The following is a 12,052-nucleotide window of genomic DNA, read 5'->3' on the forward strand; positions in this document are numbered from 1 at the left end:
GGTAAATTAATTTGAGCTTGATGTTTGAGCTTTGGGCGCATCCAAATTCGGAACTTCAATAAACTGTCGTCGGCGTAAGTGAACGAAACCGGCCTTTGGTACGATCTTCAACGAAAGGCAGCTTTGTCCGCAAAGCCGACACCCGCCATCCCTCCTACCCCTCCAAAGCCTGCGCCAAATCCTCTTTCAAATCCTCCACATCCTCAATCCCGACCGAAAGCCGCAATAACCCTCCCGGAATGCCGGACTCCGGTTCAATCGTGGCGCGGTGCTCCACAAGGCTTTCGACGCCACCCAGCGATGTGGCGCGGTGGATGAGGTTGAGCCGTCCTTTGACACGCAGCGCACTATCCGCCCCACCCTTCACAATGAAAGACATCAGATACCCAAATCCTCCACACATCTGACGCGTGGCTATGTCATGGCCAGGATGATGTGGCAGGCCGGGGTACAGCACGGTTTCCACCGCCTCATGAGCGCTGAGAAACTCTGCCAAAGCCTGCGCATTGGCGCACATCCGTTCCATCCGAAGCGGCAGAGTGCGCATGCCGCGCAAGGCCAGCCACGCCTCAAATGGCCCCATGATCGCACCTGCATCATGACGGTCCGCGCGAATGGCACTCCACAAGGGCATGTCGGGGTTTGTACAGGACAAGGCGCCGCCCATAACATCGCTATGGCCATTGATGGCCTTGGTCACCGAATGCATCGAGATATCAGCCCCCAACGCCAGAGACCGGGTCAAAACCGGGCTTGAGGCCGTGCCATCCACCGCCAGGAGCGCGCCTGCCTGCTGTGTCAGTTCCGCGGCCTGCGCAATATCGGTAACTTTGAGCCAGGGGTTTGAGGGCGTTTCGATCCAGACAAGATCCGCCGGTGTTGCACAGGCCTGCGACAAAGCCTCGGGGTTTGCCGCATCGACTTCTTCCAGCACGATATCGCCTCGCGCAGCGAGCGTGCGTGCCAGATGGGTCACGCCATAGTAAATCCCCGATTGAAGAACCACTCTCGCGCCTTTCGGCAAGGCGCGAAACACTGCCGCCGCTGCCGCCATACCGGATGGCAAGAGCAGGGTTTCCGCAGCACTCTCCAACTCCCGTAGCACCCCTTCCGCAGTACGCACCGTGTCATTGTCGTCGCGGGCATAGGAATTCCGCTCATGGATGAGCGCATTATCCGCCCCTCGTATATAAGTGGTCGCGGTATGAATGCCCGGCACGAGCCCCGCAGTTGCCGGATCAATCGCCCCGCTGGCACGCGCGGCAATGGTGGCAGGGCTCAGCGGTTTCGATGTCATGTCAGCTTTTCCTTAAACAATTGCCCCGGGCCCCAGCCCGCAGCATCGATGCCTGAAATCATCAACAGGTGCCACAAGAGCGCCTGGTTGGAGCTGATCACCGGTACGCCTGTTTCGGCTTCTAACGCGTCGATGATCCCATAGGTGCGCAAATTGGTGCAGGAGGCAAAGACCGCATCGGCTTTATGGGTCTGCAGTGCCTCAAGGATTGCGGTCTTGGTCGAGGCCTCGCTGATCCGGGCCACATTGGGGTCGATCTCTTCGCCAAAGCTGGTCTCATGCACGACCGCGATCCCGCGCGCCTCCAGAAACTGCCGCATCGGGCTGGCCACCTGGCTGGTGTAAGGCGTGATCATGATGATCCGCTTGGCGCTGAGCGCCTGCAAACCCGCCAGCACGCCGCTGATCGGATTTGTGACCGGAAGGCCCGGGCGCACGGCATGCACCTGCTCTGTCACCGCATCAGGCCCGATCAAGACAGAGGCCGAGGTGCAGCCATAGCCAATCGCCTCAACCGTATCCGGCAAAAGCGACACTGACGCGGCCACGCGCGCCTGCATATCCATCAGCGACTGGGGTGTCACGGAAGGCGCGGAGTAGATGCGCGTATGATACAGCCCCACATCGCGGCCCTGTAATGTCTGACGCGCCTCAACCTCCAGCGTTTCATCGGTGCTCAAGACCACCAGGCCAAGACGTCGGGCCATGCCGTGATCCAATTCATATGTCATGGTGCCTCTCCTCTGGGCCAGCTAAGTGTACCGCCTGCAACAGCGGCCCCAACCCCGGTTGTGCTGGGACAAGACGTAGGCAATCCGCGCAGCACGCGCACGGCCAAATGTGCAAAGGCTTGCGCCTCCAGCATATCGCCATCAAGCCCGACCGCCTCTACCGGGTCAACTTTTGCGTCCAAAGCGGCGCGCAGCATCGCCATCATCACCGGGTTCTTGCGCCCGCCACCACAGACCAACACGCGCTCTGGCGGGGTTGGACAATGCTCCATACCCTGCAGCACCGCTGCCGCAGCCATGCCCGTGAGTGTCGCCACCGCATCGGCATCGCTCAGCTCACGCACCAGACCGATCATGTCGGCAAAGGCATCCCGGTCGAGCGACTTGGGCGGAATTTTCCGGAAATAGATGTCTTCAAGAAACAGCTCTAGCGCGCCTTGAGCCACAGTCCCTTGCAGCGCAAGTTTCCCATCGCGATCAAACGGCTCACTACGCCGGTCCATCATCACATCATTGATCGGCGCATTCGCCGGACCCGTGTCAAAGGCCAGCAGCGCGCCCTCCTCTTCGGGTTTGTCCTTTGTCGGATCAATCCAGGTGAGGTTGCCCACGCCCCCCAGATTGAGAAAGGCCAAAGGCCGCTCGGCCTGCATCCATTTGGCACAGGCGAAATGGAAAAACGGCGCAAGTGGCGCGCCCTCCCCGCCCAGTTCCACATCGGCACTGCGAAAATCCCAAACGACCGGCAGGTTGAGCGCCTCGGCCAAAGCTGCGCCATCGCCCATCTGATGCGTGCCACGCCCCTTTGGCTCATGCGCCAATGTCTGACCGTGAAAGCCAACGATCTCGGCCCCCTCAAAGCCTGAGAGCACGTCGAGATGCGCCTGTTGCACCATGGGCAATGCCTCTTGTCCCACCTCGCCGGGCCATTTGCCCAATGCGTCGCGCAACACTTCTTCCTCAGCACGGGAATAGCCGCGATAGGCCGTCTCGCCAAAGCCGAAAATCACCTCGCCATCGGTCTGAACCATGGCCGCGTCCACCCCGTCCAACGAGGTGCCCGACATCGCCCCCAAGGCCCAAACCGGGCCCGCTTTGATCCGGGCCTTCAACATGGCCTTTTCCTTCGTTCAAACCGCCCCTATACATGCCGCGCAAAGACACCCGGGACAAGCGATATGACCACCCAACCGAAATCAGATTTCCTGCGCGTGATGATCGAGCGCGGCTTTATGGCCGATTGCACTGATCTTGCGGCGCTTGACGCGGCTCTGATCAAAGGCGTGGTCCCGGCCTATATCGGCTTTGATGCCACCGCGAAATCGCTGCATGTGGGCTCGCTCATTCAAATCATGATGCTGCGCTGGCTGCAAAAGACCGGACACAAGCCGATTACGCTGATGGGCGGGGGCACGACAAAGGTGGGCGACCCGAGTTTTCGCGCCGATGAACGCCCCCTGCTCGATGATGCGGCCATTCAGGCCAATATTGATGGCATTCAGAAGGTGTTTGCCGCCTATGTGAATTACGGTGACCGGGCCACCGATGCCGTTATGCTCAACAATGATGAATGGTTGAGCGGTCTGAAATACATCGAATTTCTGCGCGACATTGGCCGGCATTTCTCGGTCAACCGCATGCTGGCCTTTGAGTCGGTAAAATCGCGTCTGGACCGGGAACAAAGCCTCAGCTTTCTCGAATTCAACTACATGATCCTGCAGGCCTATGACTTCATGGAGCTGAACCGCCGCTATGGCTGTCTCCTGCAGATGGGCGGTTCGGATCAGTGGGGCAATATCGTGAACGGCATCGACCTGACGCGGCGTGTCCTTGATCACGAGGTTTACGGCCTCACGTCACCGCTGCTGGAAACCGCCGATGGCCGCAAGATGGGCAAAAGCCAGGATGGCGCTGTCTGGCTCAATGCCGACATGTGCGCGCCCTACACGTTCTGGCAATTCTGGCGCAACACGATGGATGCCGATGTGGGGCGCTTCCTGAAGCTTTACACCGAATTGCCAGTGGATGAATGCGACCGCCTCGGCGCACTCGCCGGATCAGAGATCAACGCGGCCAAGATCATTCTGGCCAATAAGGTCACAACGCTTTTGCATGGGGCTGATGCCGCGCAGGCCGCAGAAACCACAGCACGCGAGGTCTTTGAGAAAGGCGGCGTTGGGGATGATTTGCCAACACTTGAACTGTCTGCGTCGGATATCGGTGACGGCGTGTCCATCGTGCAGCTAATCGTGAAATGCGGCCTTGCCAAATCCGGCAAGGATGCCAAGCGATTGATTGCGGAAAATGGGGCCAAACTTGACGATGCCCCGCTCACCGATGCTGGTCTGATGATCGATGCAAATGCCCTCTCCTCACCGATCAAGCTTTCGGCCGGAAAAAAACGGCATGCGCTGGTGAAGCTCGTCGACTGATCGGAATTTGCGGATAACGCGGCCTGTCACAAAACTTTCGCAGAACATCGATTGCATCATGGCTCATATATCGATAATTCCCGATGCATGGATACATCTACCGCCCTTTCCGCCCTGCAGGCGCTCTCGCATGAGACCCGGCTTGAGGTGTTTCGCCTGTTGATGCGGGCCGGGCCCGAAGGGCTTGCCGCGGGTGACATCGCGACAACCTGCGGCGTGCGGCAGAACACCATGTCATCGCATCTGTCGATCCTTACGCAGGCAGGTCTGATCGTTTCGGAACGCGACGGGCGCACCATTCTGTACCGAGCCAATGTAGGGGGTATTCAAAACCTTCTGGGTTTTCTGATCGAGGATTGCTGCGGTGGAAATCCTGCTGAATGCCAACCCCTGATCCAACAACTTGCCTGCCCATGCTGAGGACCATGCCATGTCGTCAAGTTCATCCGAATTGAAAAACGTCCTGTTTCTCTGCACCGGAAACTCCGCGCGCTCACTCATCGCCGAAGCGGTCATGCAGCGCGAGGGCTTGGGACGGTTCAACGCCTATTCCGCGGGGTCACAGCCCACAGGCGCGCCAAACCCGCACGCCATCGCCGTGCTGGAACAGCTCAACCACGACACCAGCGGCTTACGTTCCAAAAGCTGGGATGAATTCGCAGGCCCGGATGCACCAAACATGGATTTCGTGTTCACCGTCTGCGACAACGCCGCGAATGAAACTTGCCCTTTTTGGCCCGGTCAGCCGATCAGCGCGCATTGGGGTCTGCCAGATCCTGCGGCCGTCACCGGCTCTGATGCCGAAATTGGCCTGGCCTTTCACGACACATACCGCATGCTGCGCAACCGCATTTCCATCTTTGTGAACCTGACGTTCTCGCAACTGGACGGGCTGTCGCTCAAGAAAGAACTCGACGCCATTGGCGCGCATAAAGACCAGAAGGATCCAGATCCCACATGACGTTTGACTTACCACGTCGCCTCACGGCGGAATTTCTGGGGACGCTCTTGCTGGTCTGCACCGTGGTCGGCTCGGGTATTATGGCCGAGACGCTGACAGAAGATGTCGCCGTGGCCTTGTTGGGCAATACGATCCCGACCGGTGCGATCCTCATTGTCCTGATCACCATTCTGGGGCCGATTTCCGGCGCGCATTTCAACCCGGCCGTGACCTTTGCCTTCCTGCTCCGACGAGAGATTTCAGGCACAGACGCCATAGCGTTCATGGTCGCGCAGGTCGGTGGCGGCATCCTTGGCACACTCATCGCTCACGGGATGTTTGCGCTTGATCTGCTGCAGGCGTCGACAACCATCCGCACCGGCGGCGCGCAATGGTTTGCCGAGGTGGTGGCAACCTTTGGTCTTGTGGGTGTTATTCTCGCTGGCATTCGGTTCAAGGCTGAGGCCGTGCCCATGCTCGTCGGCCTCTACATTACCGCCGCTTACTGGTTCACCGCCTCCACGTCCTTTGCCAACCCAGCAGTCGCTATTTCACGCGCGTTCACGGACACGTTTTCCGGCATTCGGCCAGTGGACCTACCGGGCTTTATCACTGCGGAGTTTGTCGGGGCCGCCATTGCCGTGGCGATTTTTGGCTGGCTGCTGAAACAGGACACGCGCAAAACGTAGCGCGAAATTCTTCAGGTCCGTGCGACAAGCGCCTCGTCCAGCATGGCCTTGACCGTCACATGGTCAACGTCATCAGTGACAAAAGCGTCGCCAATACCGCGGGCAAGGATGAATCGCAGGCGTCCATCAATCACTTTCTTGTCTTGCCCCATAAGCTCAAAAAGAGCTTCAGCGCCGGGTAAATCCCCTGGAATATCCGCCAGATCCACCTTCATCTTCATGTCACGAAGATGCGCCCGAACGCGGCTGGGTTCCTCTTGAGCACAAAGCTTCATGCGGGCAGACAGCTCAAAGGCCAACGCACATCCAACCGCGACGCCCTCTCCATGCAAAAGCCGGTCTGAATACCCGGTGGCCGCTTCCAAAGCGTGGCAAAACGTGTGGCCAAGGTTAAGGAGCGCGCGATCTCCCTGCTCGGTTTCATCACGTACGACAATATCGGCTTTCATCTCAACAGAGCGCTTTACCGCATAGTGCCGCGCATCTTTGTGCCCATCCCGTACGCGTGGTCCATTCTTTTCCAGCCACTCAAAGAACACCGCGTCGCCCAAAAGCCCGTATTTCACCACCTCGCCGTAGCCTGCGAGAAAATCACGTTCGGTCAGCGTGTCGAGCACGTCAATGTCGGCAAGCACCATAGCCGGCTGATGAAACGCCCCGATCAGGTTCTTGCCGTGCGGCGCGTTGATCCCGGTTTTACCCCCCACAGAGCTGTCAACCTGCGCCAACAGGCTGGTGGGGATCTGAACAAAACGCACGCCGCGCCGTAAGACGGCGGCGGCAAAGCCCACGAGGTCGCCAATCACCCCGCCGCCCAGTGCGATGACCACATCCCGCCGTTCAATCTTTTCCGACAACAGCCATTCGACGGTGCGTTCGAGATGAGGCCATGACTTCGTGGCTTCGCCTGCTGGCAAGATCAGTGAAGATGACTGAATGCCTACTGCGTCGAGCGTATTTGTTAGGTTCGCCAGATGCGCCTTGGCCACGCGCTCATCGCTGATGATGGCCACACGGGGTCTATGCAAAAGCGGGCCGAGGTAGCGTCCGGCCTCACGCAACACCCCAGAGCCGATATGAATGTCATAGGCACGATCGCCCAGTCCAACATGCACTGTTTCGATCATGATAACGCCTCCAGCACATCTTTGCGTCCCGCCAGAGCCTGTCGGACCTGATCGGCCATGGCTTCTATCGAATACTCCGTCCGCGCCACGACCGCCAGATCAGCCATTTCATAAAACGGCAACCGCTCTTCATACAGGTCTTTCAGAGTTTGGTAGGGATTAGCTGTGCGAAGTAATGGCCTGGTATCTTTATGTTTTACACGGCTCCATAGCAATTCAAGATCGGCCTTCAGCCACACCGCAATGCCCTTGTCGCGGATCATGTCACGATTGCGCGCAGATAGAAATGCACCGCCGCCTGCTGATAATATACAGCGTTCATTGTCCAAGAGCCGCTCGATGACCTGCGTTTCACGATCCCGAAAGAACGCCTCGCCATCGCGCTCAAAAATTTCTTTTATCGACATATTGGCCGCAGCCTCAATCTCGACATCCGAATCAAGGAACGGCACATCAAGCATAGCCGCCAAAGCCTTGCCCACAGCGGTTTTTCCTGCGCCCATCATCCCCACAAGAACCACCGTCTTTTTCAACTTCCAGGTGTTTTCCGAGGTCAAATCTCGGCGCTCCCCTGCCAATTTTTCACGCTTTGTCACTGAATGACGTGATCTTGGGCAAAAGGCCAGTTATAAGTTGGACAAAACAATGGAAAGCGAGCAGGCAGGCGCAACATGTTACGGCTCATAAAATTTTTGCTGTACCTAATCGGATTGGGGTTCATCGCGTTGGTGGCATACGCATATATCGGGCCGTTTTTCGGCGCTGACTTTTCTCCGCCAAGCGAAGAGATCCGTCAGGAAATCATTCTTGAGAGCTCTTAACGCGTTAACACTTGTTTCTATCATCGCGTCCCCAGCCCTCGCCGAAGAGCCGCTGTCCGCGATTGACTGGCTGAAGGATCCCGCCCCCATCAGCCTGACTCAACCGCTTGTCACGCCGTTGCTGGACACACCCGAAGAGACTGGCAGCACGACACCAGATGTGACGGTCGCCCCTCTTGGCACGACACAATCCGAGACAATCGGGCTTTTGCCGTTTAGCACAACCGGGCTGCCGCCAGAGCTTTGGTCTGCGTCGCAGGCGGACACGATATCGGCGATGTTTGATCGCATATCGACTGATCCGCTGCCCGCGCTTCAGGCGCTCTATTACACACTGCTTCTGGCCGAAGCAGAGGCGCCTAGCGCACAAAACGCGCCATCCGAGACCTTCTTGCAGGACCGCGCCGCGACGCTCATGCGGATGGGCGCAGTGGATCCCGCCCTTGCCCTGATCGAACAAGCTGGTCCGCAACAGCCTGCGGTCTTTGATCTTTGGTTCGATCTGGCGCTTTTGACCGGGACCGAAGATCAGGCCTGTCGAGCCCTCTCTGCCAACCCCACGCTCACACAAAACTATGAGACGCGGATTTTCTGTTCGGCCCGAGATGGCGACTGGCAAACGGCAGCACTCACGTTTGAGACGGCCAATGCCCTTGGTCTGCTGGATGACACGACCGGCACCCTTTTGGCGCAATACCTTGATCCTGAGACAATAGAAGCCGCACCCAACCTGCCGCCCAGCCGAAACATGACACCGCTCGGTTTCCGACTTTTTGAGGCCGCAGGCACGCCCATGCCCACACGCAATCTGCCACGCGCCTTTGCCGTGGCGGATCTGCGTGGCGTTTCTGGCTGGAAAGCAGAAATTGAAGCAGCCGAACGGCTTGCCCACACAGGCGCCCTGCCCGCCAATCGTCTTTTGGGCCTTTACACGTCGCAACGCCCCGCAGCCTCCGGTGGTGTGTGGGAACGCGTTTCCGGTGTTCAGGCTTTGGAACGCGCTTTGAACCAAAACAACACCGATGCCGTGGCACGCGCCTTGACAAAACTCTGGCCAGACATGCGGCGCGAAGGCCTCGCAGTGGCGCTGGCGACGCTCTACGGCCCTGCCCTGGCGCGACTGGATTTGCCAACACCTGCGGCCTCGATGGCCTACCATGCGGGCCTTTTGTCACCAGACTATGAGACGCTGGCGCAAGCTTTGCAGCCCAACAACAGAACCGACCGGTTCCTGCAATCTGTCGCCCTTGGCACGCCGGACCGCAGCCTTGCGGCCAGCACAACCGAGATTGCCATCGCCGAGGCTTTTGGGCGAACCGAAGCCTCGCCTGATCATCGTGGCATGCTCGACACGGGCCGTCTGGGACAGGCCATTCTGAGTGCCGCCCTTCAACTTGATGCCGCAGGCCCCAACCAAAGCCGCGATATCATCTCTGGCCTGTCGACCCTACGTGCCGTGGGGCTAGAGGACACCGCCCGCCGTGCCGCCTTGCAAATCCTGCTGCTCAAGGCGCGCTCATGACCGCCCGGCATTGGATGTCGGGGTTTCTAGAGGCGCAGGCCGCTGAGTTGGGGGCATCGGAAAACACGTTGCAGGCCTATGCCCGTGACCTGCGCGACTATGCCGACTGGTCCGTCAAGGAAGGGCATGATCCCTGCACCGCAGGACAGCTTGAGATCGAGGCGTATCTCACCCATTGCGATGATCAGGGACTGGCGCGATCAACCCGCGCGCGGCGGCTGTCGGCGATTAAACAGTTTTACCGCTTTGCTTTTGACGAACGCCTGCGTGACGACAACCCCGCCATCAAGATCAGCGGTCCGGGACGGGAAAAATCCCTGCCCAAGACGCTCGATCTGGATGAGGTGGACCGGCTTTTGCGCGCCGCCACAGAGGTCGGGCGCACGGAAGCTGACCGCAGCCGCAATACCTGTTTGATGGAGCTTCTCTATGCCACCGGCATGCGGGTGAGTGAGCTTGTCTCCCTGCCGGTGGCCACCGTGCGAGGCGGTCCTGAAATGCTCCTGATCAAGGGCAAGGGCGGCAAGGAACGCATGGTCCCGCTGTCGCCCTCGGCCCATGAGGCGGTTGAGGATTGGCTGGCGCATCGCGACACGGCACAAGAAAAGAAACGTGCAGAGTGCAAACCGGATTCGGCGTTTCTCTTCCCATCCTCCGGCAAACTGGGGCATATGACACGACACAGGTTTTACATGCTGATCAAAGAGTTAGCCGTCTGTGCCGGCGTGTCCCCTGACAAGGTGACACCACATACGTTGCGCCATGCCTTTGCTACGCATCTTCTGGCCAACGGGGCAGACCTGCGCGTGATCCAAACCCTTCTGGGTCATGCCGACGTGGCCACGACCGAGATTTACACCCATGTGCTGGACGAACACCTGCGCGACCTGGTGAACGATGCACATCCCATGATGAAACGGGCGCGCGGCGAGGATTAGGTTTGGCCGCTTGTTGGGGCAAATCCAATGAGACGTCGAAGCGCGACCCATCAAAAAAGAAAGACATCCGTGTCCAGATTGCCAAGGTCTTGAACCTTCATGATGGCTGTCCCTTGAATGACACCGCTCTGCACCCCATAACCCAAGGAACGACTTGGATAAGACCCTAGATGGAACCCGTATCATCTTCGCTCGACGCGGCCTTTTGGATCACCTGCCTTTCAATTCTTGGGCTCTTGGTCCTCTCGGCCTGTTTCTCGGGCAGTGAAACCGCGCTGACGGCTGCGTCGCGCGGTAAATTGCGTGCGCAGGCTGAAAAAGGCTCAAAAGGCGCCGAAAAGGCGCTTGAGATCACAGAAGACAATGAACGCCTGATTGGCTCGGTCCTTTTGGGCAATAACCTTGTAAACATCTTGGCCACGTCGCTGGCCACGGCCCTCTTCACGCGGCTTTTCGGCGAATCCGGAGTGGCTCTGGCCACACTGGTCATGACCTTGCTGGTTCTTATCTTCGCTGAGGTTTTGCCAAAAACCTACGCCATCACGAACGCCGAAGTGGCCGCCTCCAAGGCCGCCCCGGTCATCAAGTTTATCATTCGCATCTTTGATCCGGTCGTATCGGCGGTGCGGGTTCTGGTGCGCGGTGTCCTGAGCCTGTTTGGCGTCAGAACCGATCCGGACAGTCACATCCTTGCCGTGCGCGAGGAGATCGCCGGTGCGCTTTACCTCGGCCATTCCGAAGGTGTGGTCGAAAAAGAAGACCGCGACCGCATCCTTGGCGCTCTGGATCTTGGCGAACGTGCTGTGGAAGAAATCATGCTTCACCGCAGCCAGATCGAAATGATCGACGCCGAACTGGACGCCGAGGCGATCCTTGATCAATGCCTGAAAAGCAACCACACCCGCCTGCCCGTTTTCCGAGATGACCCCGACAACATCATCGGCGTGGTCCATGCCAAAGACCTCTTGCGCGCCATGCACAAGCTGATCACGCAGGATTTCGGCAATCGCGAGTTGCTCAAGAATTTCGACATCTGCTCGGTGGCGATGAAACCCTATTTTGTGCCGGAAACCACCACGCTGGATGACCAGATGCGGCAATTCCTGCGCATGCGCTCGCATTTTGCGCTCGTGGTGGATGAATATGGCGACCTTCAGGGGCTGATCACTCTGGAGGATATTCTGGAAGAGATCGTCGGTGAGATTACGGACGAATTCGACCCACAAGCCGAGCATCCGATCCGGCGCGCCGATGATGACCAATTCCTCATCGACGGCGCCATGACCATCCGCGACCTCAACCGCGCGACAGACTGGACCCTGCCGGATGATGAAGCCAACACCGTCGCTGGTTTGGTCATCCATGAGGCCCAGATCATCCCCAACGTGAAGCAGGTCTTTAACTTCCACGGCTTCCGATTTGAAGTCGTGGAAAAGCAGGACAACCGCATCACCAAGCTGAAGATCCGCAAGCTCTGAGGGTCAGGCCGGGTTTGAGTATTTTTAAGAACGATGAAAGATTAAGGTCTTTGCCCCGTCTTTCACTGTTCCCCAAA

12 protein-coding genes are annotated in these 12,052 nt (G+C 58.4%); 7 read left to right on the forward strand and 5 right to left on the reverse strand.

The features are described 5' to 3' along the window. Positions 1 to 154: 154 nt before the first annotated feature. From RZS32_RS17395 to RZS32_RS17405, 3 genes are read right to left on the reverse strand one after another with little or no spacing between them, the layout of a single operon-like run. Positions 155 to 1,297, reverse strand: a complete 1,143-nt coding sequence (locus RZS32_RS17395; protein WP_317054814.1) for a trans-sulfuration enzyme family protein — start codon at positions 1,295 to 1,297, stop codon at positions 155 to 157. Continuing rightward, the gene (locus RZS32_RS17400; RefSeq protein WP_317054815.1) at positions 1,294 to 2,028 is read right to left on the reverse strand and encodes a maleate cis-trans isomerase family protein; all 735 of its coding nucleotides are present in this window, start codon (positions 2,026 to 2,028) and stop codon (positions 1,294 to 1,296) included. The genes RZS32_RS17395 and RZS32_RS17400 overlap by 4 nt, the downstream gene beginning before the upstream one ends. Continuing rightward, the gene (locus tag RZS32_RS17405) at positions 2,025 to 3,143 is read right to left on the reverse strand and encodes an anhydro-N-acetylmuramic acid kinase (RefSeq protein ID WP_317054816.1); all 1,119 of its coding nucleotides are present in this window, start codon (positions 3,141 to 3,143) and stop codon (positions 2,025 to 2,027) included. Before RZS32_RS17405 ends, RZS32_RS17400 begins: the two co-directional genes overlap by 4 nt. A 63-nt stretch (positions 3,144 to 3,206) precedes the next feature. On the opposite strand from RZS32_RS17405, the gene tyrS reads away from it, so the two are divergent. The 4 genes from tyrS to RZS32_RS17425 all read left to right on the forward strand — a co-directional run bounded on the left by tyrS (position 3,207) and on the right by RZS32_RS17425 (position 6,089). Then, positions 3,207 to 4,460 carry a tyrosine--tRNA ligase gene (tyrS, locus tag RZS32_RS17410; RefSeq protein WP_317054817.1) on the forward strand — a complete coding sequence of 418 codons (1,254 nt, stop codon included), beginning with the start codon at positions 3,207 to 3,209 and terminating at the stop codon, positions 4,458 to 4,460. 87 nt (positions 4,461 to 4,547) lie between these two features. Then, on the forward strand, positions 4,548 to 4,880 hold the full coding sequence (locus tag RZS32_RS17415; RefSeq protein ID WP_317054818.1) for an ArsR/SmtB family transcription factor: 333 nt from the start codon (positions 4,548 to 4,550) through the stop codon (positions 4,878 to 4,880). Positions 4,881 to 4,890: 10 nt separating this feature from the next. After that, complete coding sequence (locus RZS32_RS17420) at positions 4,891 to 5,421, forward strand: arsenate reductase ArsC (RefSeq protein WP_317054819.1); 531 nt, start codon at positions 4,891 to 4,893, stop codon at positions 5,419 to 5,421. Then, complete coding sequence (locus RZS32_RS17425) at positions 5,418 to 6,089, forward strand: MIP/aquaporin family protein (RefSeq protein ID WP_317054820.1); 672 nt, start codon at positions 5,418 to 5,420, stop codon at positions 6,087 to 6,089. Before RZS32_RS17420 ends, RZS32_RS17425 begins: the two co-directional genes overlap by 4 nt. An 11-nt stretch (positions 6,090 to 6,100) precedes the next feature. Here RZS32_RS17425 and aroB read toward each other — a convergent pair whose 3' ends face one another. After that, positions 6,101 to 7,216, reverse strand: coding sequence for a 3-dehydroquinate synthase (gene aroB / locus RZS32_RS17430; RefSeq protein WP_317054821.1), 1,116 nt, complete (start codon positions 7,214 to 7,216; stop codon positions 6,101 to 6,103). Beyond that, complete coding sequence (locus tag RZS32_RS17435; RefSeq protein ID WP_317057818.1) at positions 7,213 to 7,722, reverse strand: shikimate kinase; 510 nt, start codon at positions 7,720 to 7,722, stop codon at positions 7,213 to 7,215. The genes aroB and RZS32_RS17435 overlap by 4 nt, the downstream gene beginning before the upstream one ends. Positions 7,723 to 8,023: 301 nt before the next feature. Between RZS32_RS17435 and RZS32_RS17440 the strand changes: the two genes are divergently transcribed. The 3 genes from RZS32_RS17440 to RZS32_RS17450 all read left to right on the forward strand — a co-directional run bounded on the left by RZS32_RS17440 (position 8,024) and on the right by RZS32_RS17450 (position 11,975). Next, positions 8,024 to 9,559 (forward strand): hypothetical protein, encoded by a 1,536-nt coding sequence (locus tag RZS32_RS17440; protein WP_317054822.1) that lies wholly within the window; start codon positions 8,024 to 8,026, stop codon positions 9,557 to 9,559. Then, positions 9,556 to 10,497, forward strand: coding sequence for a site-specific tyrosine recombinase XerD (locus RZS32_RS17445; RefSeq protein WP_317054823.1), 942 nt, complete (start codon positions 9,556 to 9,558; stop codon positions 10,495 to 10,497). Before RZS32_RS17440 ends, RZS32_RS17445 begins: the two co-directional genes overlap by 4 nt. A 170-nt stretch (positions 10,498 to 10,667) precedes the next feature. After that, positions 10,668 to 11,975 carry an HlyC/CorC family transporter gene (locus RZS32_RS17450; RefSeq protein WP_339106737.1) on the forward strand — a complete coding sequence of 436 codons (1,308 nt, stop codon included), beginning with the start codon at positions 10,668 to 10,670 and terminating at the stop codon, positions 11,973 to 11,975. The last annotated feature ends 77 nt before the right edge of the window (positions 11,976 to 12,052 follow it).

It is taken from the genome of Roseovarius sp. W115, from assembly GCF_032842945.2.
GTDB lineage: Bacteria > Pseudomonadota > Alphaproteobacteria > Rhodobacterales > Rhodobacteraceae > Roseovarius > Roseovarius rhodophyticola.

What these genes read in the sequence shown, in the direction of transcription:
- tyrS (WP_317054817.1), top strand. Translation starts at nt 3,207, where the DNA reads ATGACCACCCAACCGAAATCAGATTTCCTGCGCGTGATGATCGAGCGC.
- RZS32_RS17450 (WP_339106737.1), top strand. Translation starts at nt 10,668, where the DNA reads ATGGAACCCGTATCATCTTCGCTCGACGCGGCCTTTTGGATCACCTGC.
- RZS32_RS17395 (WP_317054814.1), bottom strand. Translation starts at nt 1,297, where the DNA reads ATGACATCGAAACCGCTGAGCCCTGCCACCATTGCCGCGCGTGCCAGC.
- RZS32_RS17420 (WP_317054819.1), top strand. Translation starts at nt 4,891, where the DNA reads ATGTCGTCAAGTTCATCCGAATTGAAAAACGTCCTGTTTCTCTGCACC.
- RZS32_RS17400 (WP_317054815.1), bottom strand. Translation starts at nt 2,028, where the DNA reads ATGACATATGAATTGGATCACGGCATGGCCCGACGTCTTGGCCTGGTG.
- aroB (WP_317054821.1), bottom strand. Translation starts at nt 7,216, where the DNA reads ATGATCGAAACAGTGCATGTTGGACTGGGCGATCGTGCCTATGACATT.
- RZS32_RS17435 (WP_317057818.1), bottom strand. Translation starts at nt 7,722, where the DNA reads ATGATGGGCGCAGGAAAAACCGCTGTGGGCAAGGCTTTGGCGGCTATG.
- RZS32_RS17445 (WP_317054823.1), top strand. Translation starts at nt 9,556, where the DNA reads ATGACCGCCCGGCATTGGATGTCGGGGTTTCTAGAGGCGCAGGCCGCT.
- RZS32_RS17415 (WP_317054818.1), top strand. Translation starts at nt 4,548, where the DNA reads ATGGATACATCTACCGCCCTTTCCGCCCTGCAGGCGCTCTCGCATGAG.
- RZS32_RS17405 (WP_317054816.1), bottom strand. Translation starts at nt 3,143, where the DNA reads ATGTTGAAGGCCCGGATCAAAGCGGGCCCGGTTTGGGCCTTGGGGGCG.
- RZS32_RS17425 (WP_317054820.1), top strand. Translation starts at nt 5,418, where the DNA reads ATGACGTTTGACTTACCACGTCGCCTCACGGCGGAATTTCTGGGGACG.